The organism is Cedecea sp. Ae19-4 (genome assembly GCF_059801165.1).
This window is the reverse complement of sequence record NZ_JBCHWG010000004.1, coordinates 206,758-231,327: the sequence shown is the minus strand read 5'-3', so window position 1 is coordinate 231,327 and position 24,570 is coordinate 206,758. Positions and strand designations below refer to the sequence as shown.

31 protein-coding genes are annotated in these 24,570 nt (G+C 52.7%); 15 read left to right on the top strand and 16 right to left on the bottom strand.

Annotated features, from left to right (window positions below):
* A complete protein-coding gene (gene pmrA, locus AAIE02_RS22265) occupies positions 1-663 on the top strand; it encodes a two-component system response regulator PmrA (RefSeq protein ID WP_008454804.1) in 663 nt (220 codons plus the stop codon).
* Complete coding sequence (gene pmrB / locus AAIE02_RS22260) at positions 660-1,715, top strand: two-component system sensor histidine kinase PmrB (protein WP_498533263.1); 1,056 nt, start codon at positions 660-662, stop codon at positions 1,713-1,715. Before pmrA ends, pmrB begins: the two co-directional genes overlap by 4 nt.
* Positions 1,716-1,750: 35 nt before the next feature.
* Here pmrB and cgtA read toward each other — a convergent pair whose 3' ends face one another.
* The 4 genes from cgtA to rplU all read right to left on the bottom strand — a co-directional run bounded on the left by cgtA (position 1,751) and on the right by rplU (position 4,584).
* Positions 1,751-2,923 (bottom strand): Obg family GTPase CgtA, encoded by a 1,173-nt coding sequence (gene cgtA, locus AAIE02_RS22255; protein WP_008454808.1) that lies wholly within the window; start codon positions 2,921-2,923, stop codon positions 1,751-1,753.
* Between the two features lie 16 nt (positions 2,924-2,939).
* On the bottom strand, positions 2,940-3,905 hold the full coding sequence (locus tag AAIE02_RS22250; RefSeq protein WP_166877779.1) for a DMT family transporter: 966 nt from the start codon (positions 3,903-3,905) through the stop codon (positions 2,940-2,942).
* A gap of 90 nt (positions 3,906-3,995) precedes the next feature.
* The gene (rpmA, locus tag AAIE02_RS22245) at positions 3,996-4,253 is read right to left on the bottom strand and encodes a 50S ribosomal protein L27 (RefSeq protein ID WP_007673187.1); all 258 of its coding nucleotides are present in this window, start codon (positions 4,251-4,253) and stop codon (positions 3,996-3,998) included.
* A 19-nt stretch (positions 4,254-4,272) separates the two neighbouring features.
* Positions 4,273-4,584: a 50S ribosomal protein L21 gene (gene rplU / locus AAIE02_RS22240; RefSeq protein WP_008454812.1), complete on the bottom strand. Its 312-nt coding sequence runs from the start codon at positions 4,582-4,584 to the stop codon at positions 4,273-4,275.
* Positions 4,585-4,844: 260 nt separating this feature from the next.
* Here rplU and ispB point away from each other — a divergent pair, with 260 nt between their 5' ends.
* Positions 4,845-5,816 (top strand): octaprenyl diphosphate synthase, encoded by a 972-nt coding sequence (ispB, locus tag AAIE02_RS22235; protein WP_008454813.1) that lies wholly within the window; start codon positions 4,845-4,847, stop codon positions 5,814-5,816.
* 233 nt (positions 5,817-6,049) lie between these two features.
* On the top strand, positions 6,050-6,313 hold the full coding sequence (gene sfsB / locus AAIE02_RS22230) for a DNA-binding transcriptional regulator SfsB (protein WP_008454817.1): 264 nt from the start codon (positions 6,050-6,052) through the stop codon (positions 6,311-6,313).
* A 45-nt stretch (positions 6,314-6,358) separates the two neighbouring features.
* Here sfsB and murA read toward each other — a convergent pair whose 3' ends face one another.
* The 7 genes from murA to mlaF form a co-directional block, all read right to left on the bottom strand.
* A complete protein-coding gene (murA, locus tag AAIE02_RS22225) occupies positions 6,359-7,621 on the bottom strand; it encodes a UDP-N-acetylglucosamine 1-carboxyvinyltransferase (RefSeq protein ID WP_336708957.1) in 1,263 nt (420 codons plus the stop codon).
* Between the two features lie 53 nt (positions 7,622-7,674).
* Positions 7,675-7,929: a BolA family iron metabolism protein IbaG gene (gene ibaG, locus AAIE02_RS22220; protein WP_008454819.1), complete on the bottom strand. Its 255-nt coding sequence runs from the start codon at positions 7,927-7,929 to the stop codon at positions 7,675-7,677.
* A 133-nt stretch (positions 7,930-8,062) separates the two neighbouring features.
* Positions 8,063-8,365, bottom strand: coding sequence for a lipid asymmetry maintenance protein MlaB (mlaB, locus tag AAIE02_RS22215; RefSeq protein ID WP_008454820.1), 303 nt, complete (start codon positions 8,363-8,365; stop codon positions 8,063-8,065).
* Positions 8,365-8,994 (bottom strand): phospholipid-binding protein MlaC, encoded by a 630-nt coding sequence (gene mlaC / locus AAIE02_RS22210; protein WP_008454821.1) that lies wholly within the window; start codon positions 8,992-8,994, stop codon positions 8,365-8,367. The genes mlaB and mlaC overlap by 1 nt, the downstream gene beginning before the upstream one ends.
* Positions 8,995-9,011: 17 nt before the next feature.
* Positions 9,012-9,563, bottom strand: coding sequence for an outer membrane lipid asymmetry maintenance protein MlaD (gene mlaD, locus AAIE02_RS22205; RefSeq protein ID WP_498533262.1), 552 nt, complete (start codon positions 9,561-9,563; stop codon positions 9,012-9,014).
* Positions 9,564-9,567: 4 nt separating this feature from the next.
* Complete coding sequence (gene mlaE, locus AAIE02_RS22200) at positions 9,568-10,350, bottom strand: lipid asymmetry maintenance ABC transporter permease subunit MlaE (protein ID WP_008454823.1); 783 nt, start codon at positions 10,348-10,350, stop codon at positions 9,568-9,570.
* 7 nt (positions 10,351-10,357) lie between these two features.
* Complete coding sequence (mlaF, locus tag AAIE02_RS22195; RefSeq protein ID WP_008454824.1) at positions 10,358-11,173, bottom strand: phospholipid ABC transporter ATP-binding protein MlaF; 816 nt, start codon at positions 11,171-11,173, stop codon at positions 10,358-10,360.
* 229 nt (positions 11,174-11,402) lie between these two features.
* On the opposite strand from mlaF, the gene AAIE02_RS22190 reads away from it, so the two are divergent.
* The 11 genes from AAIE02_RS22190 to npr all read left to right on the top strand — a co-directional run bounded on the left by AAIE02_RS22190 (position 11,403) and on the right by npr (position 19,328).
* Positions 11,403-12,380 (top strand): calcium/sodium antiporter, encoded by a 978-nt coding sequence (locus AAIE02_RS22190; RefSeq protein WP_008454825.1) that lies wholly within the window; start codon positions 11,403-11,405, stop codon positions 12,378-12,380.
* 16 nt (positions 12,381-12,396) lie between these two features.
* Entirely contained in the window at positions 12,397-13,383 is a 987-nt protein-coding gene (kdsD, locus tag AAIE02_RS22185; protein WP_008454826.1) for an arabinose-5-phosphate isomerase KdsD, read from the top strand.
* A gap of 16 nt (positions 13,384-13,399) precedes the next feature.
* Positions 13,400-13,966, top strand: a complete 567-nt coding sequence (gene kdsC, locus AAIE02_RS22180; RefSeq protein WP_008454827.1) for a 3-deoxy-manno-octulosonate-8-phosphatase KdsC — start codon at positions 13,400-13,402, stop codon at positions 13,964-13,966.
* Positions 13,963-14,535 carry an LPS export ABC transporter periplasmic protein LptC gene (lptC, locus tag AAIE02_RS22175; RefSeq protein WP_166877761.1) on the top strand — a complete coding sequence of 191 codons (573 nt, stop codon included), beginning with the start codon at positions 13,963-13,965 and terminating at the stop codon, positions 14,533-14,535. Before kdsC ends, lptC begins: the two co-directional genes overlap by 4 nt.
* The gene (gene lptA, locus AAIE02_RS22170) at positions 14,504-15,055 is read left to right on the top strand and encodes a lipopolysaccharide ABC transporter substrate-binding protein LptA (RefSeq protein WP_008454829.1); all 552 of its coding nucleotides are present in this window, start codon (positions 14,504-14,506) and stop codon (positions 15,053-15,055) included. The genes lptC and lptA overlap by 32 nt, the downstream gene beginning before the upstream one ends.
* Positions 15,056-15,061: 6 nt before the next feature.
* A complete protein-coding gene (lptB, locus tag AAIE02_RS22165) occupies positions 15,062-15,787 on the top strand; it encodes an LPS export ABC transporter ATP-binding protein (protein WP_008454830.1) in 726 nt (241 codons plus the stop codon).
* Positions 15,788-15,835: 48 nt separating this feature from the next.
* On the top strand, positions 15,836-17,269 hold the full coding sequence (rpoN, locus tag AAIE02_RS22160; RefSeq protein WP_008454831.1) for an RNA polymerase factor sigma-54: 1,434 nt from the start codon (positions 15,836-15,838) through the stop codon (positions 17,267-17,269).
* A gap of 22 nt (positions 17,270-17,291) precedes the next feature.
* Positions 17,292-17,579, top strand: a complete 288-nt coding sequence (hpf, locus tag AAIE02_RS22155) for a ribosome hibernation promoting factor (RefSeq protein ID WP_008454833.1) — start codon at positions 17,292-17,294, stop codon at positions 17,577-17,579.
* Positions 17,580-17,660: 81 nt separating this feature from the next.
* Complete coding sequence (ptsN, locus tag AAIE02_RS22150; protein ID WP_008454834.1) at positions 17,661-18,158, top strand: PTS IIA-like nitrogen regulatory protein PtsN; 498 nt, start codon at positions 17,661-17,663, stop codon at positions 18,156-18,158.
* Between the two features lie 46 nt (positions 18,159-18,204).
* Positions 18,205-19,059 carry an RNase adapter RapZ gene (gene rapZ / locus AAIE02_RS22145; RefSeq protein WP_008454836.1) on the top strand — a complete coding sequence of 285 codons (855 nt, stop codon included), beginning with the start codon at positions 18,205-18,207 and terminating at the stop codon, positions 19,057-19,059.
* Positions 19,056-19,328 (top strand): PTS phosphocarrier protein NPr, encoded by a 273-nt coding sequence (gene npr, locus AAIE02_RS22140; RefSeq protein ID WP_008454837.1) that lies wholly within the window; start codon positions 19,056-19,058, stop codon positions 19,326-19,328. The genes rapZ and npr overlap by 4 nt, the downstream gene beginning before the upstream one ends.
* 15 nt (positions 19,329-19,343) lie before the next feature.
* On the opposite strand, the gene AAIE02_RS22135 is transcribed toward npr, so the two are convergent.
* The 5 genes from AAIE02_RS22135 to elbB form a co-directional block, all read right to left on the bottom strand.
* Entirely contained in the window at positions 19,344-20,480 is a 1,137-nt protein-coding gene (locus AAIE02_RS22135; RefSeq protein ID WP_336982900.1) for a glycerate kinase, read from the bottom strand.
* Positions 20,481-20,490: 10 nt separating this feature from the next.
* Positions 20,491-21,759 carry a GntT/GntP/DsdX family permease gene (locus tag AAIE02_RS22130; RefSeq protein ID WP_166995010.1) on the bottom strand — a complete coding sequence of 423 codons (1,269 nt, stop codon included), beginning with the start codon at positions 21,757-21,759 and terminating at the stop codon, positions 20,491-20,493.
* Positions 21,760-21,897: 138 nt separating this feature from the next.
* The gene (locus tag AAIE02_RS22125) at positions 21,898-23,025 is read right to left on the bottom strand and encodes a sugar diacid recognition domain-containing protein (RefSeq protein ID WP_336982899.1); all 1,128 of its coding nucleotides are present in this window, start codon (positions 23,023-23,025) and stop codon (positions 21,898-21,900) included.
* Between the two features lie 46 nt (positions 23,026-23,071).
* Complete coding sequence (mtgA, locus tag AAIE02_RS22120) at positions 23,072-23,800, bottom strand: monofunctional biosynthetic peptidoglycan transglycosylase (RefSeq protein ID WP_498533261.1); 729 nt, start codon at positions 23,798-23,800, stop codon at positions 23,072-23,074.
* Entirely contained in the window at positions 23,797-24,450 is a 654-nt protein-coding gene (gene elbB / locus AAIE02_RS22115; RefSeq protein ID WP_336982898.1) for an isoprenoid biosynthesis glyoxalase ElbB, read from the bottom strand. The genes mtgA and elbB overlap by 4 nt, the downstream gene beginning before the upstream one ends.
* Positions 24,451-24,570 lie beyond the last annotated feature (120 nt).

Here is a 24,570-nt window from a genome sequence, read left to right as displayed (position 1 = left end):
ATGAAACTGCTTATTGTTGAAGACGATTTACTGTTACAGGAAGGTCTTGCGCTGGCGTTAGGAGGGGAAGGCTACGCGCTGGACTGCGCCGCGACGGCTGCGGAGGCTGATGCCTTGCTGCAAAGCGGTGAATACAGCCTGATCATTCTCGACCTGGGGCTCCCGGACAAAGACGGTGCCACGCTGTTGAGTCAATGGCGTCGGCGTGGGGTAAAAAATCCGGTGCTTATCCTGACGGCTCGTGACGCGCTTGAAGACAGAGTAAATGGTCTGGACTCCGGCGCGGATGATTATCTGGTTAAGCCTTTTGCGCTTGCAGAACTGCAGGCGCGTGCGAGAGCGCTTATCCGTCGCTACCAGGGACACAGCGACAATCTGCTTCAGGAAGACGATTTAACCCTCAATTTGCAGACTCAGCAGGTGCTGCTCGCCAATCAGGCTGTAGAAATTACGCCCAAAGAGTTTGCTCTTCTGACACGCCTGATGATGCGAATCGGCCAGACGGTCCACCGTGAAACGCTACAGCAGGATATTTACAGCTGGCAGGACGATCCCGGCTCCAACACCCTTGAAGTACACATTCACAACCTACGCCGAAAATTAGGCAAAGACAGAATCAAAACCGTGCGCGGCGTTGGCTACCGGCTGGAAAGCCGCTCATGAACAGCATGCGCCGGCGCCTGATGATCCTGCTGGCGCTTATTCTTCTTTTCTTCCAGTTGATTAGCGTTGTCTGGCTGTGGCATGAAAGCCGTGAGCAGATTGGTTTTTTGGTGAGTGAAACGCTCTCCGCAAAAGCCCGAAACCAGCAGGTCGAAAAAGAGATTCGTGAAGCGATTGCTTCCCTGTTGGTGCCTTCTCTGGTCATGGTTGCCTTTACGCTGTTTTTCTCTTTCTGGGCAATTACCTGGATAACCCGCCCGCTGAATCAGCTGCGTTCAAGCCTGGCTAACCGCTCAGCCGACAACCTCACTCCCCTGCCTATGTTTTCCGACATGGACGAAATGGTGGCCGTAACCAATTCCCTCAACCAGCTGCTTGGCCGGCTGGATCATACGATTCAACAGGAGCGCTTATTCACTGCCGATGCGGCCCATGAACTGAGAACACCGCTTGCTGGTCTCAGGTTACATCTGGAATTGATGGTAAAAAATGGGGTAGCGCAGGCCCCGATGCTGCTAACACGTATAGATCAGCTTATGCATACCATTGAACAGCTCCTGATGCTTTCGCGCGCCGGGCAAGTTCTGGCCAGCGGGCATTACAATACGCTGGTCTGGAGTGACGACATCATTGCGCCGCTTAAAATGGAAATGGAAGAGTTGGCGGCACAGCGCTCGCAAAAGCTAATCTGGCCTGCAGCATCCGCTCTGACCGTGCAAGGTGATGCCGTGCTGCTGCGTTTAATGTTGCGTAACCTGCTGGAAAATGCCTCCCGCTATAGCACGGAAAAAGGCGAAATTCATATAGCATTGACGGAAAAAGAGGGTGGAACGCTCTTGAGCGTGGCCGACAGCGGCCCGGGCATTAAAGACGAATATCTTCAACAAATCACGGAACCCTTCAGGCGTATGGATCAGCGCTATGGCGGTAGCGGACTGGGTCTGAACATTGTGCAGCGGATTATTCAGCTTCACCATGGCCGCCTGGCGTTGGGCAATCGTGTGGAAGGCGGCTTGCAGGCTGACTGCTGGCTTCCGAACAGCATCCAATAAAAAAGGCCGGGAGCACCGGCCTTCTTCGTTGAAACTTACTTCTGGTAGATAATTTCGACGCCTTCGTCGTCTTCATCATCCCAGTCGTCATCCCAGTCTTCTTCTGCTTCAGCTTCCATTTCATCGAGCTGCTGGCGATGGTAATCATCCCACATAAACTCGACTTTCTCTGGCTGCTTAGCGACCTCAGCCGCCGTAATCGGGTTCTCGATGATAAAGGTCATCACATCCCAGCAGAGATCTTTCACGCCCATCTGACTGGCAGCGGAGATCAGGTAGTATTTATCTTCCCAACCAAGCGCTTCGGCAATGGCTTTCGCTTTTTCTTCGGCCTGCGCTTTATCCATCAGGTCGATTTTGTTAAACACGAGCCAGCGAGGTTTTGACGCCAGGCTTTCGCTGTATTTCTCCAGTTCGCCAACGATGATGCGGGCGTTTTCAACCGGGTCAGAGCCATCGATAGGTTCAATGTCAATGAGATGCAGCAATACGCGGCAGCGCTCAAGGTGCTTAAGGAAGCGAATGCCCAAACCAGCGCCGTCAGCGGCGCCCTCGATAAGCCCCGGGATATCCGCGACAACGAAGCTCTTTTCATTGTCCATACGAACAACGCCCAGGCTTGGCACTAGCGTAGTAAACGGATAATCAGCCACTTTTGGCTTCGCTGCAGATACCGCGCGGATAAAGGTAGATTTACCCGCATTTGGCATACCCAACATACCGACATCGGCCAGCAGCATCAGCTCTAGCTGCAGATCGCGTTTTTCACCCGGAGTCCCCATCGTTTTCTGACGTGGGGTACGGTTTACGGAGGATTTAAAACGGGTATTACCCAGACCGTGCCAGCCGCCTTTGGCAACCATCAGCTTTTGACCATGCTGCGTCATATCGCCCATGGTTTCACCGGTGCCCTGATCGATCACTCGGGTACCCACTGGTACCTTTACAGTGACGTCATGCCCACGTTTACCGGTACAATCGCGGCTTTGGCCGTTCTGGCCACGCTCTGCGCGGAAGGCCTTTTCAAAACGATAATCGATAAGCGTATTCAGGTTCTCGTCGGCTTCAAGCCATACGTCACCACCGTCACCACCATCACCACCGTCCGGGCCGCCTCTCGGGATATATTTTTCACGACGGAAGCTAACGCAGCCGTTACCGCCATCACCTGCTACGACCAGGATCGTTGCTTCATCAACAAACTTCATCTTACTTCTCCGTAAATCATTCGCCCGAACGCTGCACCGGCGTGACCGTTTCGGTTTTATGCCAGCGCCCCCAAAGGCGGTGGCCAATCGCGGAATACATCGCACCAGCCACAACCACGAGAGCCCCGATATAACCCACAAGGTTAAGCATCGGTATGGCGAAATACTCGGGCCAGGCCTGAGACAGCAGGTCTGAGAACAGCAACGTAAATAACGGGGTTAGCGTAATGATGGCGCTAACCTGGGAGGCCTGCCAGCGCGCCATCGCCTCAGCGAGCGCGCCATAGCCTACCAGCGTATTCAGACCGCAGAAAACCAGACATGCCAGTTGCCAGCTACTGAGCTGGAAAATCACACCAGGTTTTGCCAGCGGCAAAAGTGCAATAGTACATAAAGTGTACAACAAAAAGAGGATCTGCTGTGAGGCTAACCGGCGTAATAACACCTTCTGTGCCACACCATAACTGACCCAAACCGTTGCCGCCAGCACGCCGAAGATAACACCAAGGGTGTAATCCGTCAGGCGGGTAAAAATCTCTACAAGACTGGTGTTGAAGAACATCACCAGACCACACAAGAGCATCATGGCACCAATAATCTGCGTGCCACGCATTCTCTCTTTTAGCACTACTACGCTCGCCACCATCATCCCGACAGGAGAAAGCTGGCCAATAACCTGAGACGCAGTAGGACTTAAATACTGCAGAGAAGAACTAAAGAGCAGAAAGTTGCCAAATAATCCCCCAGTGGCGATCGCTAACAACACTAGCCACCGCGGCTTACGGAACATCCTGAGCGGCGGTAATTTCCCCCGAATCGCAAGGAAAATACCCAGGCCAATACTGGCCATCAGAAATCGATAAAATACCACGGTCGGTGGCGCCATCACCGGAAGCACCTGCTTCATCGCTATGGGTAACGCCCCCCAGCACATCGCCGTGGTTAACGCTAAAAGAATACCGATTCCCGCCTGCTGCCCCATGCCCATTCCCTGTCTTAATTTACAAGGCGTACAATGTAAAAAGCCCCGCAACACGTTGCGGGGCTTTCATCCGTTACCGGACCGAAAAACTTACTCAGCAACGATGCTGATGTATTTACGATTGTTCGGACCTTTAACTTCGAATTTCACTTTACCGTCTGCTTTAGCAAACAGGGTGTGGTCACGACCGCAACCTACATTGTTGCCAGCGTGGAATTTGGTACCACGTTGACGAACGATGATGCTACCAGCCAGTACAGTTTCACCACCAAAGCGTTTTACACCCAGGCGTTTTGCTTCTGAATCGCGACCGTTACGAGTTGAGCCGCCAGCCTTTTTATGTGCCATTTAATCTACTCCTCAGGTCTTAGGCGCTGATGCCAGTGATTTTCACATCAGTGAACCACTGACGGTGGCCCGCTTGCTTACGATAGTGTTTACGGCGACGGAACTTAACGATTTTAACTTTCTCGCCACGACCGTGAGCAACGACTTCAGCTTTAATAACGCCACCATCGACGAAAGGAACGCCGATTTTGACTTCTTCACCGTTTGCGATCATCAGAACTTCAGCGAACTCAACAGTTTCGCCAGTTGCGATGTCCAGCTTTTCCAGGCGAACGGTCTGACCTTCGCTTACTCGGTGTTGTTTACCACCACTTTGGAAAACCGCGTACATATAAAACTCCGCTTTCCGCGCTTACCTTATATAGGTTTCAGGTAGCGCTATAAATATTCACAATAGGGCGCGAATATTACGCAAATCGTGAGGGTTTGACAAGCCCGATCGTCAATTACCGTAGAAAAAAAACGCAACAGCACACACACCGTTTATCTGCCTCGTTTTTTCAGTACAATCTGTACTACAGTATCGAACCTCAACCCTCTCGTTATGCCATATGGATATGGAATAAACAGGACGAAAGCCAGACTTTTGCGATGAATTTAGAAAAAATTAATGAGTTAACCGCGCAAGATATGGCGGGTGTCAATGCGACAATCCTTGAGCAATTGAATTCCGATGTTCAACTGATCAACCAGTTGGGCTACTACATCGTCAGCGGTGGCGGTAAACGCATCCGCCCAATGATTGCCGTACTTGCCGCGCGGGCGCTTGCTTACGAAGGGCAAGCACATGTCAGAATTGCAGCGCTGATCGAATTTATACATACCGCCACGCTACTTCATGATGACGTCGTGGACGAATCAGATATGCGTCGGGGTAAAGCCACAGCCAATGCCGCTTTCGGCAACGCTGCGAGCGTTTTGGTCGGTGATTTCATCTATACGCGAGCATTCCAGATGATGACCAGCCTCGGTTCGCTGAAAGTGCTGGAGGTGATGTCAGAGGCCGTAAACGTTATCGCTGAGGGCGAAGTGCTACAGCTGATGAACTGTAATGACCCAGACATTACTGAAGAAAGCTATATGCGGGTCATTTACAGCAAAACGGCCCGCCTGTTTGAAGCTGCGGCTCAATGCTCGGGGATTCTGGCAGGCGCAACGGAGATTCAGGAAAAAGCGCTGCAGGATTATGGGCGCTACCTGGGTACTGCGTTTCAACTCATTGATGACCTGCTGGATTACAGCTCAGATGGGCAAACGCTGGGTAAAAATGTCGGCGATGATCTGAACGAAGGCAAACCGACGCTGCCGCTGTTACACGCCATGCGCAACGGCTCACCAGAGCAGGCTCAGATGATTCGTGAAGCGATCGAACAGGGAAATGGCCGTCATTTACTGGATCCCGTACTGAGAGCTATGTCGGATTGCGGTTCTCTGGAATGGACTCGTCAACGCGCCGAAGAAGAGGCAGATAAAGCAATCGATGCCCTTTCAGTGCTGCCTGATACTCCTTACCGTGAAGCGCTAATTTCTTTGGCACACATGTCCGTTCAACGCGACCACTAACATCAACTTTAGCGCGCCAGTTGGCGCGCTAAAGTTTCCAGTAAAACAGATCCTCAACCCTTCCCTCTTTCCTGAATATTTCATTCTCACTAGCTTTCATAATATTTGCGGATGAAAACACAGAATCTATTATTCCTTGCACTTACTGGAATCATTTGGAAATTTTTATGTTATAAATTTCCTGTGCCATCGCTCATCTCAGAGCAGGATTAGTAAGATCACAGGGAGAGATTATGGAAAATCAATTTGTGGACTGGCATCCGGCGGACATTATTGCCGGACTGCGAAAAAAGAAAACGTCGCTCGCCGCCTTATCACGCCAGTCAGGTTTAAGCTCATCAACGCTCGCCAATGCGCTGTCTCGCCCCTGGCCCAAAGGGGAGTTTATTATCGCTAAGGCTTTAGGTGTTGCACCACAGGTTATCTGGCCTTCACGCTACCACGACCCGGTGACACGTGAGTTTATCGACCGAACACGGAAGATCCGACAGCTATAAAAAAGCCGGGGCATGCCCCGGCTATCCGTCTTTAAGGGAGGATGTTTACTCGCTTCCCTTGACGCGCTCGATCTTAGCCCCCAGCGCCTGAAGCTTATCTTCAATACGCTCATAGCCGCGATCAATGTGGTAAATACGATCCACTATCGTTGTCCCTTCTGCGATGCAGCCCGCCAGAACCAGACTTGCAGACGCACGAAGATCGGTTGCCATTACCTGAGCACCGGAAAGCTTTTCGACACCGTGGCAGATAACTGTATTGCTTTCGATCTCAGCATGCGCGCCCATACGGATTAATTCAGGCACATGCATAAAGCGGTTTTCGAAGATAGTTTCGGTGATAACGCCCGTCCCTTCCGCCACCAGGTTCAGCAGGGTGAATTGCGCCTGCATATCGGTAGGGAAACCTGGGTGTGGAGCAGTACGCACCGTTACGCCTTTTGGACGTTGGCCATGCATATCAAGACTGATCCAGTCTTTACCCGTTTCAACTTCCGCGCCAGCTTCACGCAGCTTCGCCAGAACAGCATCCAGAGTATCCGGCTGCGCGTTACGGCAAAGAATTTTACCGCCAGAGATTGCCGCAGCCACCAGGAACGTCCCGGTTTCAATACGGTCAGGCAGCACGCGGTAAACGCCCCCGCCCAAACGAGCAACGCCTTCGATAGTAATACGATCGGTGCCCGCACCGCTGATCTTCGCGCCCAGGGTGTTAAGGAAGTTCGCAGTGTCGACGATCTCCGGTTCACGGGCAGCGTTTTCAATGATCGTTTTGCCTTCCGCAAGCGTGGCCGCACTCATGATGGTCACGGTTGCACCCACGCTGACCTTATCCATCACGATATGAGCACCTTTAAGGCGGCCATTTACCGACGCCTTAACGTAGCCTTCTTCGAGCTTAATCTCCGCGCCCAACTGCTCCAGACCAGTAATGTGCAAATCCACCGGACGAGCGCCAATGGCACAACCACCAGGCAGAGAAACCTGCCCTTGGCCAAAGCGAGCAACCAGTGGCCCTAGCGCCCAAATAGAGGCTCGCATGGTTTTCACCAGGTCATATGGCGCACAGAAAATATTTACGCCGCTGGCGTCAATGTAGACGGAACCGTTGCGCTCAACTTTGGTACCCAGCTGGCTCAGCAGCTTCATCGTGGTATCAATGTCTTTCAGTTTTGGAACGTTCTGAATCTCTACCGGCTCTTCCGCCAGAAGCGCGGCGAAGAGGATTGGCAGCGCGGCGTTTTTAGCCCCTGAGATTGTGACTTCTCCACTCAGGCGGGTAGGCCCCTGCACACGAAATTTATCCATTGAAACTGCTCTCTTTTAAATTCAAAACGTTATCACCAGCCTGAGCCGATGATTCAAAAACCATTCAGTTTGCGATCGCGCGCCCACTCTTCTGGCGTATAGGTCTTAATAGACACAGCATGCATGCGATTATCCGCGATAAATTCCATCAGCGGGGCATACACGGTTTGCTGTTTTTTGACGCGACTTAACTCGGCGAATAACTCACCCACCGCTATAACCTGAAAGTGGCTGCCATCGCCTGAGACGTGGACTTCCTGGAGGGGCAGTGCGTTCATCAGCACTGTCTGAATTTCATGATTTTCCATGGGGTATCTATTCGTCGATTAATAAATGATGAAATAAGCCACACATCTTAGAGGAAAGTGGCGTCCGCTTAAATAAGCAAAAAGCCCCAGAACTTAGCAGTTCGAGGGCTTTGAAAGTAACGTGCTGAAATCATTAGCCTGCCAGATGTGGCAATAGCGCCTCTGGCAGATTGTAGAGTTGAGCCAGTGTGCGCAAATTATCAGTAGCGCCCCTAAGCTCAATCTTGTTCCCCTGGCGAGCCACGATGGCTGTCAGGTGAATAAGCAACGCCAGCCCGGCGGTATCAACGCGAGTTAAGCCACTTAGCTCAAAGAGATTGATACCCGTGACCATTTTCTCACGCTGCTGCCAAAGCGAATTAACGGTGACGCCATCCAGCTCTCCGAAGAAATGCAGCGTTGCACCGTCCTGCTTCCAGCTTAGTTCTTCCGCCATTACTTTTTACTGTCCAGGGTAATTGGCTGTTTCGAAATCGACTGCAGCTGCGCGGTCAAACCATCGATACCTTTCGTACGGAGCAGGTCGCTCCACTCGTTTTGTTTGGTGGTGATCATGCTGATCCCTTCGGCAATCATATCGTATGCCTGCCAGTTCCCGGTTTGGCTATTTTTACGCCATTGGAAATCAAGACGCACTGGTGGACGCCCATTTGGATCGATTATCGTCACACGGATCGCCACAATATCAGCATTACCAAGAGGTTGCTCCGGGGCGATTTGATAAGTCTGACCGTGATACAGCGCCAGCGCCTGACCATAGGCCTGCTTCAGGTACTCTTCAAAAGCCTTGAAGTAAGCGTCACGCTGCGCAGGCGTGGCATCTTTGTAGTAACGCCCTAACACCAGCGCCCCCGCGTATTTTACCTGAACATAAGGCAGCAGTTCCTGGCCAACGATATCCCGCAGATAATTCGGATTCTGTCGAATTTGAGGCTGCTCGTTTTTCAGGCGATCAAAGGTCTTCTGCGCCGCCTCATTCATTAATTTGTAAGGGTTGGTCTGGTCTGCCGCCATCGCAAATGGGGCGATAACCAGCATAGCTACCATCATAAGACGCTTAAACATCACTTGTTCCTCTTAAATTAATTCGTAGTACCTGACTGCGGTGCAGCATCAGTATGGCCTGCGGAATGCGCTTCAGCATCGCCAGAATTCTTATTGTCGCCGTTGCCGCTCTTGTAAAGGAACTGACCTATCAGATCCTCAAGAACCAAAGCAGATTTCGTATCCTGAATGGTGCTGCCATCTTTCAGCATAGATGACCCCAGTTCCGGGTCGTCAAAGCCGAGGTTAAGAGCAATATATTGCTCACCCAACAGGCCAGACGTGCGAATCGCCAGAGAGCTGGTATCCGGAATCTGGTTGTAGCGCTGTTCAATGTCCAGCGTTACGCGAGGCAAATAGGTTTTCGGGTCAAGAGCGATACCATCAACTCGACCAATAACAACACCACCAAGACGAACCGGCGAATTCATTTTCAGGCCACCGATGTTGTCGAAGGTGGCATATACCCGATAAGTCGGTTCGCTACGCAGAGAGGTAACATTCGCCACTTTCAGACAGAGAAAAATAATAGCGACCAGCGCGACCAGCAGAAAAGCACCAACCCAAACTTCAAATTTCTTTGTTTGCATGAACTCAATTCCCAAACATCAGTGCTGTCAGCACAAAATCGAGGCCCAAAACGGCCAGAGAAGCGTGCACAACGGTGCGCGTGGTTGCCCGGCTAATCCCGGCAGAAGTCGGAATAGCATCGTACCCGTTGAATAACGCAATCCACGTTACGGTAATGGCGAAGACTACGCTTTTAATAACGCAGTTAACCAAATCCAGCCGCCATGAGACTGCATTTTGCATTGCTGACCAGAAGAAACCGGCATCAATACCTTTCCAGTTCACGCCCACCAGAGCACCACCCCAAACGCCCACGGCAACGAAGATAAGCGTCAGAAGCGGCAGCGAGATAACCCCAGCCCAAAATCGCGGTGAAACGACGCGGCGCAGCGGATCGACAGCCATCATCTCCATGCTGGACAGCTGTTCCGTCGCACGCATCAGGCCAATTTCGGCGGTTAAAGCAGAACCCGCACGCCCGGCAAACAGTAGCGCGGCAACAACCGGGCCAAGTTCACGGAGCAGTGAAAGCGCCACCAGCATGCCTAGACTCGACTCAGCGCTGTAAGTCGTCAGCACAAGATAGCCCTGTAAGCCAAGCACCATCCCGATGAACAGGCCGGAAACCATAATGATCAACATCGACAGTACGCCGACATTATAAAGCTGACGAACCAGCAACGGCGCATGCTTGCGAAACTCCGGTTTCCCTACCAGCGCGTTGAATAACATCAGTCCGGCACGTCCAAACGAAGCGCAGGTTTTTATCCCGCGTCTCCCGAGAGATGCCAGTGCATTTAGCAGCATGAGCAGTTTAGCTCCTCGTTCCAGGTAATAAATCTTGTTGATAATCCCCGGCTGGATAACGGAATGGCACCGGGCCATCCGCGATCCCATCAAGGAACTGTCTAACGCGTGGATCGTGGTTTTCACGCAGTTCCGCCGGGCTACCTTGAGCAACAATGTGCTGATCGGCAGCAATATAAGCGTAATCCGCGATGCTTAATACTTCTGGTACATCGTGTGATACCACAATGCAGGTGACGCCAAGAGCGCTGTTAAGTTCTGAAATAAGCTTAACCAGCACGCCCATGGTAATGGGATCCTGTCCGACGAAAGGTTCATCAAACATAATCAAGTCTGGCTCAAGCGCTATAGCACGGGCCAACGCCGCGCGGCGCGCCATCCCGCCAGATAATTCAGAAGGCATAAGATTGGCCGCCCCGCGAAGCCCCACGGCTTCCAGTTTCATCATCACCGTGCTGTGCAATAGCGGTTCTGGTAACTGAAGATGTTCACGCAGTGGATAAGCCACGTTTTCAAACACATTAAGATCGGTAAATAAGGCGCCGGATTGGAACAGCATACTCATGCGTTTACGCACGGTAAAAAGCCGTGAGCGCGACATCGACGGTACGTTCTCACCATCAAAAAGGATCTCGCCGCTGTCCGGCTGGATCTGCCCACCAATAAGCTTCAACAGCGTAGTTTTACCGATCCCCGATGGCCCCATGATCGCCGTCACCTTGCCGCGTGGTACCGTCAGCGAAATATTCTCGAAGATCTGGCGCTCGCCGCGAGAGAAACTCATCCCACGGATCTCAACCAGATTGGCTTCTGTCTGACTCATCGCCCTTCCTTTTTTATGTTTGCCGGCAAGCATGGCCTCAAAGGGATGCTAAAACCCAACATTTTTACAGAATATTACCTGCGCAGGTTAGCGAAAGCTGGCATTTGTTTTACTTTTTCGCCGCATAAAGTCAGAATTAAGACTTATCGCCAGGCTCAGGCTGCACTTCGTTTTGCCCGACCCTTCAGCCCCTCAGGATCGGCGATTATACCCTAATAAAGGATTTTTCATGCTGTTAGCTACGGCGCTATTAATTATTGGTTTACTCCTGGTGGTCTATGGTGCCGACCGTTTAGTTTTCGCCGCAGCGATACTTTGTCGCAGCATCGGGATCCCGCCGCTGATTATCGGCATGACGGTGGTCAGCATTGGCACTTCACTGCCTGAAATTATCATCGCCAGTACGTCAGCGCTGCACGGCCAGTTGGATTTGGCCGTAGGGACAGCTATCGGCTCAAATATCACTAACATTATGCTGATCCTGGGGCTCGCCGCGCTGCTGCACCCATTTACCGTTAATTCCGATATTCTACGTCGTGAATTGCCTCTAATGTTGGCGGTGAGTGCCGCCGCAGGTCTGTTTCTCTATGACGGTGAACTGACGCAGGCCGAGGGCGTCATGCTGCTGACAATCGCAGTGTTATATCTACTCTTTATCATTAGAATAGGCCGCCTTGCGGAACGACAGGGGATCGATAGTCTGACGCGGGAGCAGCAGGCCGAACTCCCTCAAGAAGGCAGTCTGTCCGTCGCATTTTTATGGCTGGGAGTGGCGTTGGTTATTATGCCGATGGCAACGCGGATGGTCATCGATAATGCCTCGGTGCTTGCCCATTATTTTGGCGTAAGCGAACTGGTTATCGGTTTGACGATCATTGCGATTGGTACCAGTCTGCCGGAATTAGCGACCGCCATAGCCGGCGCGCGCAAGGGCGAAGATGACATTGCGATTGGTAATATCATCGGTTCGAACATTTTTAACGTTGTGTTTGTGCTTGGCATTCCTGCGTTGGTGGCACCGGGCCACCTCAACCCGTTAGCTTTTGCCCGGGATTATTGGTTGATGTTAGCGGTAAGTGCTGTTTTTGCCCTGCTCTGCTGGCGCAAACCTCGCCAAATCGGCAAGCTCGCGGGCGCTCTGTTAACATGTGGATTCATCATATGGATTGTGGTGCTGTGGTTCGTTGCGCCACCTGTCGTCGAATAAAGCGGAAACGGGAATTATGTCTCATATAGATTTAGCGCCGGGTTTTGACTTTCAACAAGCGGGCAAAGACGTGCTCAATATTGAACGTGAAGGCCTGGCTCAACTCGACCAGTACATCAACGACGATTTCTCGCTGGCCTGTGAGAAGATATTCTATTGTCCCGGTAAAGTTGTTGTCATGGGGATGGGAAAATCGGGTCATATTGGGAAAAAAATCGCGGCAACCTTTGCCAGTACCGGCACGCCAGCCTTTTTTGTGCACCCAGGAGAAGCCAGCCACGGTGATTTAGGCATGGTCACGGCACAGGATATCGTCCTGGCGATTTCTAATTCCGGCGAGTCGAACGAAATTTTGGCGCTCATCCCGGTATTAAAGCGCCTTCAGGTGCCTTTGATTTGCATGACCGCCCGCCCGGAAAGCTCAATGGGCCGTGCAGCGGATATTCATCTGTGCATCAAAGTGCCTCAGGAAGCTTGCCCTCTCGGCCTCGCGCCAACCTCCAGCACAACGGCGACGCTGGTTATGGGCGATGCGCTGGCCGTGGCGTTACTGAAGGCTCGTGGTTTTACCGCTGAAGATTTTGCTCTGTCTCATCCTGGCGGCGCGCTGGGGCGTAAGCTATTACTCCGCGTGAACGATATCATGCACACGGGTGATGATATCCCGCACGTAAGCAAAGAAGCCTCTTTGCGGGATGCGCTGTTGGAGATTACCCGTAAAAATATGGGGATGACGGTCATCTGCAATGACCTGATGAAAATAGAGGGCATCTTTACCGATGGCGATTTACGTCGCGTGTTCGATATGGGTGTTGATTTACATACCTTACGTATTGCGGATGTCATGACAACGGGAGGCATTCGCGTACGCCCTGGCACATTAGCTGTGGACGCATTAAACCTGATGCAGTCACGCCATATTACTTCGGTTATGGTGGCGGATGGCGACCAGTTGCTGGGTGTGGTACATATGCATGACATGCTACGCGCGGGCGTAGTTTAAAAAAGGATTAGCCTTAATGAGTAACCATGATGCGCTGCTTAATACCTGCTACGGGCCGGTAAGCGCGCAGGTCATAGCGAAAGCGAAAGAGATTCGCCTGCTGATTCTGGACGTTGACGGCGTAATGTCTGACGGCCTTATTTACATGGGCAACAGCGGTGAAGAGCTGAAAGCCTTTAACGTACGCGATGGCTATGGCATTCGCTGCGCCCTGACCTCCGGAATTGAAGTCGCTATTATTACAGGCAGGAAAGCAAAACTGCTGGAAGATCGCTGCGAAACGTTGGGCATTACCCACCTTTATCAAGGGCAATCCGATAAAGTTGTGGCGTTCCACGATCTGTTGTCAAAGGTTGCGCTTTCTCCCGATCGGGTTGCCTACATTGGCGATGACCTGATCGACTGGCCAGTCATGGAACGGGTCGGTTTAAGCGTTGCCGTTGCAGACGCCCACCCATTATTGACGCCAAAAGCGGATTACGTGACCAGAATCAGCGGCGGGCGAGGCGCAGTGCGGGAAATCTGCGATCTCCTGTTGATGGCGCAAGGCAAGCTTGATGAGGCAAAAGGGCAATCCATATGAGCAAGACCAGACGTTGGATTATTTTCCTGCTTGCCATTGCGGCATTAGTGCTTATCGGCCTGAATCTGACGGAGAAGGACGAGTCCGGCGTAACCGTTAACAGCGATACGCCAACTTATCAAAGCGAATTTTCCACGACAGTCGTATACAACCCACAGGGCGCGCTGAACTATAAGCTTATTGCTCAACACGTTGAATACTTCTCGGATACGGGTATTTCATGGTTCACCAAGCCTGTCATGACCCAGTACGATGAAAATAAAATCGCCACCTGGGAAATTCAGGCGGATCGCGCCAAACTTACCGATGACAAAATGCTTTATTTGTATGGCAACGTCGTCGTCACAGCGTTAACACCTGACTCTCAGTTACGCAGAATCACGACGGACAATGCGCAGGTGAATTTAATTACTCAGGATGTCGCTTCTGACGACCTGGTGACTTTGTACGGCACCACATTTAACTCCAGTGGCCTGAAAATGCGTGGCAACTTACGCAGCCAAACTGCACAGCTGATTGAAAAGGTTAAAACCTCATATGAAATCCAGAATAAACAAACTCAGCCTTAAACTTGTTCTGCTTGGTTCGCTTTTTGCCGTACCGCTGTCAGCCTGGGCACTGACCGGTGATACCGACCAACCTATTCATATCGAATCCGACCAACAGTCTCTCGATATGCAGGGCAACGTCGTTACCTTTACCGGCAATGTCGTTGTGACTCAGGGCACGATCAAAATCAACGCCGATAAAGTCGTTGTGACCCGCCCAGGCGGTGAACAAGGCAAAGAGGTGATTGATGGCTACGGTAACCCAGCTACTTTCTATCAAATGCAGGACAACGGTAAGCCGGTAAAAGGCCACGCGTCCACCATGCATTATGAATTGGCTAAAGATTTCGTTGTACTGACCGGCAACGCTTACCTTGAACAGCTGGACAGCAACATCACCGGCGACAAGATCACCTACCTGGTGAAAGAGCAAAAAATGCAGGCGTTTAGCGAGAAAGGCAAACGCGTGACCACCGTGCTGGTGCCGTCTCAGCTGCAAAACAAAAACGGCCAGCAACCGGCACCAAAAAAGAGTAACTGATTCGTTATGGCAACTTTAATTGCGAAAAACCTGGCCAAAGCCTACAAAGGCCGCCGCGTAGTCGAAGACGTCAGCCTGACCGTTAAATCAGGTGAGATCGTTGGGCTGCTCGGGCCAAACGGCGCCGGTAAAACCACGACGTTTTATATGGTAGTGGGGATCGTGCCCCGCGATGCAGGTAACATCATTATTGATGAAGAAGACATCAGCTTGCTGCCACTTCATGCTCGTGCGCGTCGCGGCATCGGCTATTTGCCGCAGGAAGCGTCCATTTTCCGCCGCCTGAGCGTGTTTGATAACCTGATGGCGGTGCTGCAGATTCGCGATGATCTGACGTCAGAGCAGCGTGACGATCGCGCTAACGAGCTGATGGAAGAGTTCCATATCTCGCACCTGCGTAATAACCTCGGGCAGTCACTGTCCGGCGGTGAACGCCGCCGCGTAGAAATTGCTCGCGCGCTTGCGGCAAACCCGAAGTTCATTTTGCTGGATGAACCCTTTGCCGGGGTTGATCCTATTTCCGTTATTGATATCAAACGCATTATCGAGCACCTGCGTGACAGCGGCCTCGGCGTATTGATTACAGACCATAACGTCCGCGAAACGCTGGCCGTCTGCGAACGCGCCTACATCGTTAGTCAGGGGCATCTGATTGCCCACGGTACACCGGAAGAAATCCTTGAAGACGAGCAAGTTAAGCGAGTCTATCTGGGCGAAGAGTTCAGACTCTGATAGGGTGGGAAGTCTTACACGACTTATTTGAGGACGTTTGCTCTGAACATGAAGCAAGGTTTGCAATTACGGCTTAGCCAACAACTTGCTATGACGCCCCAGCTGCAGCAGGCCATCCGTCTGCTTCAGCTCTCAACGTTAGAGCTTCAGCAAGAACTCCAGCAGGCACTGGACAGTAATCCATTGCTTGAGCAAACCGACCTGCATGATGAGATCGATACTCAGGAAGTGCCTGAGAGCGAAGCAATGGACACCCGTGAAGCCCTCGAGCAGAAAGAGATGCCCGATGAGCTGCCGCTGGATGCCAGTTGGGATGAAATTTACACCGCTGGAACGCCTTCAGGTACGGGAACTGACTATCTGGACGACGAGCTGCCTGTCTACCAGGGCGAGACCACCCAGTCCCTGCAGGACTACCTGATGTGGCAGGTCGATTTGACGCCATTTTCCGATACGGACGCCGCTATCGCGACGTCTATTGTCGATGCAGTGGATGAAACCGGGTATCTCACCGTGCCGCTGGAAGACATTCTGGAAAGTCTGGGCCACGACGATGTAAGCCTTGACGAAGTGGAAGCCGTCCTCAAACGCATCCAACGTTTTGATCCCGTCGGCGTCGCAGCGCGAGACTTACGCGATTGCCTGTTAATTCAGCTTTCTCAGTACGCCAAAGAGACCCCATGGCTGGCGGAAGCCCGGCTTATTGTTAGCGATCATTTAGATCTGCTGGCAAATCACGACTTCCGGACGTTGATGCGGGTCACGCGTATCAAAGAGGACGCGCTTAAAGAGGCCATGTGCCTGATTCAGTCCCTCGATCCTCGCCCCGGCCAGTCGATCCAAACGGGTGAACCTGAGTACGTTATTCCTGATGTACTGGTGCGTAAGCACCTGACGCGCTGGGTTGTAGAGCTTAACGCAGACAGCATCCCGCGCCTCAAAATCAATCAGCAATACGCAGCCATGAGCGGCAACACGCGCAATGACAGCGACTCGCAGTTCATCCGCAGCAACCTGCAGGAAGCGAAATGGTTGATTAAAAGCCTGGAAAGTCGCAATGATACGTTATTGCGCGTGAGCCGATGCATTGTCGAACAGCAGCAGGCCTTCTTTGAGCACGGTGAAGAGCATATGAAACCGATGGTGCTGGCCGATATTGCTCAGGCAGTGGACATGCACGAGTCGACAATTTCGAGGGTGACCACTCAGAAATATTTGCATAGTCCACGCGGCATCTTTGAATTGAAATATTTCTTCTCCAGCCACGTCAATACCGAAGGCGGCGGTGAAGCCTCCTCCACGGCAATTCGGGCGCTGGTGAAGAAGTTAATTGCTGCGGAAAACCCCGCCAAACCGCTGAGCGACAGTAAGTTAACCTCAATACTGTCGGATCAAGGTATTATGGTGGCGCGCCGCACAGTTGCGAAGTACCGAGAGTCTTTATCCATTCCACCGTCAAACCAGCGTAAACAGCTGGTGTGACTTTACCGATAAGGAAGACACTATGCAGCTCAACATTACGGGACAAAACGTCGAGATCACTGAAGCACTGCGTGAATTTCTGAACTCGAAGTTTGCCAAACTGGAGCAGTACTTCGAAAGAATCAACCAGGTCTATATTGTATTAAAGGTGGAAAAAGTCACCCATACAGCGGATGCTACGCTGCATGTGAACGGTGGAGAACTGCATGCCAGTGCCGAAGGCCAGGACATGTATGCGGCGATTGACGGCCTGATTGATAAACTGGCCCGACAGTTAACGAAACACAAAGATAAACTAAAACAACACTGATAATCCGGGCATCCGATGTGCATATGGCCGGCCCGCTGCTTAAGTCGCGGGCCGTTTGCACAAAAGTGCTTAGGTGAACTTATGATGAACAACGATTCCGCTCTACAACTGAGCAATGTCCTTAACCAGGAATGTACTCGCAGTGGCGTCCACTGCCAGAGTAAAAAACGTGCGCTGGAAATCATCAGCGAACTGGCAGCCAAACAGCTTGGCCTTCCACCGCAGGTCGTTTTCGAAGCCGTACTGACCCGTGAGCGTATGGGCAGTACCGGCATTGGCAACGGTATCGCTATTCCCCACGGCAAGCTGGAGGAAGATACGCTTCGCGCCGTCGGCGTCTTTATTCAACTGGAAACGCCAATCGCTTTTGATGCCATCGACAATCAACCGGTTGACCTGTTATTTGCGTTACTGGTACCTGCTGACCAGACAAAAACCCACCTGCACACGCTTTCCCTGGTGGCCAAGCGTCTGGCGGATAAAACCATTTGTCGCAGGCTGCGCTCAGCCGGCAGTGACGAAGAGCTTTACCAGATAATTACTGAAACAGAAGTCGATCACGACAGCGAAAATGAATAATCGGCGCGTTTGATGTCTCAGACAGATAAATCGGGAGAATGATTACATGGTGCTGATGATTGTCAGCGGCCGCTCAGGTTCAGGGAAGTCTGTAGCCTTGCGCGCACTGGAAGATATGGGATTCTATTGCGTGGATAACCTGCCGGTTGTCCTGTTGCCAGAGCTGGCAAAAACGCTTGCCGATCGGCAAATCTCTGCTGCCGTCAGCATAGACGTGCGCAACATGCCGGAGTCGCCGGAAATCTTCGAGCACGCAATGGACAGCCTGCCGGACGCTTTTTCTCCGCAGCTGCTGTTCCTTGATGCCGATCGTAATACGCTAATCCGCCGCTACAGTGACACGCGCCGCCTTCATCCGCTTTCCAGCAAAAATCTCTCTCTGGAAAGTGCGATTGACGAAGAAAGCGATCTCCTCGAACCACTAAAATCCCGCGCGGACCTGATCATCGACACCTCCGAAATGTCGGTACACGAATTGGCGGAGATGCTGCGTACTCGTCTGTTGGGTAAACGTGAACGCGAACTCACCATGGTGTTCGAGTCTTTTGGCTTTAAGCACGGCATACCGATTGACGCCGATTATGTGTTCGACGTGCGTTTTCTTCCTAACCCGCACTGGGATCCAAAACTGCGTCCAATGACCGGCCTCGATCGCCCTGTCGCCGCCTTCCTCGACAGGCACACAGAAGTACACAATTTTATCTACCAGACCCGCAGCTATCTTGAGTTATGGTTACCGATGCTTGAAACCAACAACCGTAGCTACCTGACCGTGGCGATTGGCTGTACCGGCGGTAAACACCGTTCGGTTTATATTGCAGAGCAGCTGGCTGACTACTTCCGCTCACGCGGGAAGAACGTCCAGTCCCGTCACCGCACGCTGGAAAAACGTAAAACATGAGCGTAAAGCAGACCGTTGAAATCACCAACAAGCTGGGCATGCACGCGCGCCCGGCGATGAAACTGTTTGAGCTGGTACAAAGTTTTGACGCAGAAGTGATGCTGAGAAACGAAGCGGGCACCGAAGCTGAAGCCAGCAGCGTGATTGCCCTCCTGATGCTGGACTCCGCCAAAGGAGGCCACATAGAAATAGAAGTCACAGGCCCGGAAGAAGAGCAAGCCCTGGCGGCCGTGATTGCTCTGTTCAATGCCGGATTTGACGAAGACTAACCGCCGTGCGCGGATCTAACCGCGCCCAATTTTCCATACTGCGGCAACGTTACGCGCTGTCACGCAAATATTCTCACCCGCCTTTTCCAACGCCTCCGCCAGCGTCTGAACCCGATTAAGCACCGAAAATACAGCGTCGAGCCCGTGCTGATGGACTACGCCGTAATCAGTCGTCATACCGCCAGCCAGCGCGATAACCGGCACCTGAAAACGCTTCGCCACTCTCGCCACGCCTATCGGCGTTTTGCCATAAATGGTCTGGCTGTCTATACGCCCTTCTCCGGTGATAACCAGGTCCGCCCCCTGAACAGCCTCGGCAAGCCGCAAAGCTTCGGTGACAATTTCCACACCGGGCTGCAGGCGGGCATGAAGCAAACCAAACAAAGACGCCCCCATGCCCCCTGCCGCCCCGGCACCTGCTACGGCAATCACATCCTTACCGCTGATGTGCTCCAGCTGTTCGCCATAATGCCTGAGTGCAGTATCAAGCTGCATAACCTGCTCGGGCGTAGCGCCTTTCTGCGGCCCAAAGACCGCTGACGCACCGCGCTCACCGCACAGCGGATTATCGACATCACAGGCCACCAGAATGTCGCACTGTGCCAGGCGGGCATCCAGTTGGCTAACATCAATCTCTGCAAGCTCAGCCAGGGCAGCACCGCCTGCGCAAAGCTCATTACCCTGTGCATCACGAAGCCTGACGCCCAGCGCCTGCATCATGCCGGCCCCGCCGTCGTTGGTTGCGCTGCCACCGATACCAATAATGATTTTACGTGCGCCGCGATCCAGCGCCGCCAGAATAAGCTCCCCGGTGCCAAAAGTGCCGGTCAGCAGCGGATTTCGTTTTTCGGGCGGCACCAGATGCAGCCCTGAAGCGGCCGCCATTTCAATGATGGCTGTTTCGCTATCGCCCGTGATGCCAAAGAAAGCCTCAACAGGCAGCCCCAGCGGGCCGGTCACCGTTACAGGGATAATTTGCCCGTGCGTCGCGGCAACCATCGATTCAACGGTCCCTTCTCCTCCGTCGGCCATCGGCAGCTTGATATACTCTGCGTTCGGGTAAATCTCGCGAAAACCTTGCTCAATGGCCTCGGCGACCTGCATCGCGCTCAGGCTCTCTTTGAAAGAATCGGGGGCAATAACAATTTTCATGGCAACCTCATTAACCCGCTAAATTAAACACACCAAACATCAGGGTTGAAACAAAAGCGATGGCCAAACCAACGGCTGTTTCGTAGGGAAGCAGTTTTAAGCGTTCATGAACCTGCATATTCACGCTGCCCCCGGTGGCATGGAAAAAGCTGCCGTGCGGCATATGGTCAAGCACCGTCGCCCCGGCATGGATCATTGCCGCCCCGGCGAGTGCAGAAATTCCCATATCGACAAGCGTTGAGCTAAACACCGCAGAAGCCACCGCCGTTCCTGCCGTTGTTGATGCGGTAGCCATGGACATCAGCGCCCCGGAAAAAGGTGCCAGAAGGTAGGACGGCATACCGGAGGCCGTTAAACCGTTAATCAGCACATCCTTCAAGCCGGAGTTGGCGATGATCCCGGCCAGCGTTCCGGTCCCCAGCAGCATAATCGCCACCGGAGACATACGCGCCAGCCCCGACACCATAAAATGATTTGTCTGCCGCCACTGCCCCATCACTATAGCCCCAATCAGGCCGCCTATCGGCAACGCAACCAGCGGATCAATCGCAATGCCGGCAATCGGGCGAAGTGCAAGCAGGCAAATAGCCACCAGCGGCGCCGCTATTGCCGCGCCAAACGCAGGCAAGGCCTTTTCTTTTTCCCCGGCAATCAACTCACTGCTGGCAACTTTAGAGCCCCGATGCTGCAACCGCTTCGCCAGAAAATAGGCGAGCGCCAGCCCAAACAGACCCGGTACAACGCCCGCCATCATTAAGTCGGTGAGTGGAACGTGGAAAGCGTCAGCCGCCGCAATCGTATTAGGATTGGGCGACATAACGTTCCCGGCCTTCCCGCCGCCAATCATCGCCAGCAGTATAGCCATTTTCGAAATGTCGGCCCGGTGGGCAATCGCCAGGGCAATAGGAGAGACCGTGATAACGGCAACATCAATAAATACGCCGACGGCGGTCAGCAACATGGTCGCCACTGCCAAAGCGAACAGCGCCCTTTTCTCACCCACCTTACGGACAATGGTTTCGGCAATTGTGTTGGCTGCCCCGGACTCAATCAGCACGCCCGCCAGTATGCCTGCCCCGAGAATGCGCAGTACCGCATTGGTAATCCCCTGCGCCCCGGTAATCATAAGCGAAAGCGTCTGCACTAAATCAGCGCCGCCAACTAACCCGCCAGCCAGAGCGCCAGCAATCATGCCGTAGGCCGGAGGAACCTTGCGTAAAATTAGGACAATAGAAACAACCAGCGCCACCAGGGCGCCCAGAGCCGAAACCGTGGTCATGAATCACTCCTGTTTTGATTTTTTTAGGGAGATCGAAAGGTACGGCGGGACATTACCCTGAGCGGGCTGCAAATAGCTTGAGAGAAAACACCAGAAAATGGGCGGTGAAAGAAACGTTTTCTTGTGGATTACTACAAATCAGTCGCTGAGCTGCATACCAATAAACAGCTGAAGAGTCGAATCTAACTTATTAATATCTAAAGCCGTTATCGACTCTATTTTACTTAGCCGATAGCGCAATGTATTGACGTGAATATGCAGCAATTTTGTCGTTTGAGACAGATCACAATTCTGTTCAAAATAGCAGCGCAGCGTGCGACGAAGCACGCCTTTCGGATCGGCTTCACAAAGCGTTTTCCATGCTCGCCCCATTTCCTCGGCCTGCCAGCTGCCGGAAAGTCCGTTGAGCAGCACAGGCAATAAAAGATCCTGATAGTACAAAATCGACCGGCCAATTTTTTGCCGTGAAGCCATCTCATGCAGCGCCACGGCGCTAAGCCAGGATCGTCGTAACGCGTCGTCGCCGTCGAAGCATCCCCCAACTGACAGGGTGACTTCAAAATGCGCCAGCAGCTGAGAATGAAGTTTGCGCAGCGTTTTTTTCAGCAATGCCTGCCACTCCTCAGGCCGGCCACCGCCCAGGGGTAGTAGCATTGCGATTTGTTCAAAACCGAATGGCGTGACTAATGCCTGGTTGTCGTAGCCGCCAAGCCGCTCGAGCAGCTCCCGCTGACGCAAAACATCTCGAGAGGGAAAATGAATCATTAGCGCAACCCGTGGCAATTCAAGGTCTACGCCAAGGCCGCTGGCCATAGGGCGCAGTTCCGCCAGACTTTGCTGGCCTGAAATAATCTGCGCGGCGAGCTGCTCCCGGTAGCGCTTTTCCCACTGATTTTGCTCAAGCATTTCCGCCTGCTCAAGGATCAGCTCGGCCGCCATTTTGACCAGTTCGGCATAAGCCTGCACTTTCTCTGGCTCACCAGAAATCCCCACCACGCCAACGATTTTCTGGCGAAAGACGATGGGCAAATTAATACCGGGTTTAACCCCTTTCAGCCGCCGGGCAGAAGCCTCATCAATAATCACGGTCCGGTTTTCCGTCAGCGCCAGGACAGCACCTTCATGGCGCTGATACAGACGGCGTGGATCGCCAGAGGCAATAATCACCCCCTGCTCGCTCATCACATTCACCGAGTGATCGATGATGTTCATGGTGCGCTGGACAATTTGCCGGGCGGTATCTTCTTTCAGGCAAGAGGTCATCATAGCGTTTACCTTGTCGTGGAGAGCGCGCGAGTGCGTTGGATGCGGCTTATTTTAAATTGTGCTGCTCAAGGAACAACTCACCGCCCAGCTGGCGCATCTGTCGCAAAATCCACTGCTGGCGCTGGCGAATATAACCTGAAGGCGCATTAGCCTTAAAACGAATTGGGTTAGGCAGGACGGCGGCGAGCAGCGCTGCTTCGGCAGGTGTCAGGCGGCTAGCTGGCTTGTTGAAGTAACGACGGGAGGCTTCTTCCACGCCGAAAACACCTTCACCAAATTCGGCGATATTGAGATACACCGTCAGAATACGTCGCTTGCTCCACGCGGTTTCGAGCCCCACCGTAAGGCCGGCTTCCAGCCCTTTACGTAGCCAGCTCCGTCCATCCCACAGGAACAAATTTTTTGCGGTTTGCTGGGAAAGCGTCGACGCGCCTCGTACCCTATTTTCGTTGCGTTCATTATGGGCCAGCGCCTTTTCGATGGCATCAGTATCAAAGCCCCAGTGCTCGGGAAATTTTTGATCTTCAGAGGCGATCACTGCCAGCCCCATCCACGGCGAAATATCATCCATGGAAACCCAGTCAGAATGGGCAACGTAACCGAAGTTACCGCTGAACCACGCGCTGAACTGCCGCTCCACCATCACTGCGGAAAACGGCACCGGGAGGAAGCGGAAGGTCATGATGCCCATGAACCAAATCGCCAAAACCGCCAGAACCGCTTTTAACAGCCAGCGTTTAACCCACTGCCACGGCGCGAAACGCCCTTTACTCATGCGCTAAGTTCCAGCACGCGGGCAACCAACTTGTCGATCCCGGCAGCGGCCTCAGCGATATTTTGCGCGAGCATGTAAGCAGGAGTGGTGACAACCTTTTGTTCTTCGTCCACCACGATATCATCCACCGGGCAAGGGATGTGTTCTGCCCCCATGGCTTCCAGTAACTCTGCGGTATCGATGTCGGTGCCGATGGTCAGACGCACAGGCATATCCAGAATCTTTGGCAGCATCGCCGGGGCAATACACATAAAACCGAGCGGCTTGCCCTGTTCGTGGCATTCCCGTGCAACGCGACGGAGATCGACATCAACCTCACAATCTGCCCCCTTTGAAGCAAAAGTGCTTAGATTTTTCGCCGCGCCAAAACCGCCGGGCACAATCAATGCGTCAAGGTTTTCAGACAAAGCTTCACGCAACGGCTGAATATTGCCACGAGTAATACGCGCAGCCTCCACCAGCACGTCGCGAGTTTCTGCTGCAGCTTCGCCGGTTAAATGATCGATCACGTCAGACTGAGGTTTATCCGGCGCGAAGCAAACGGCTTCCGCACCAGCGCGAGAAATGGCCAACAGCGTTAATACGGCCTCATGAATCTCACTGCCGTCATAAACCCCACAGCCGCTCAGCACTACGCCTATTTTTTTCATCCGTCAGTTCCTTTTCGTTCCGGGTGAATCAGTATCAGCCACGTTAATTTGATCGCTATGCTTCACATATTTTACTGATTCACGTAACAAATATTTTAAGGTTTGCTATCTTATATGGCT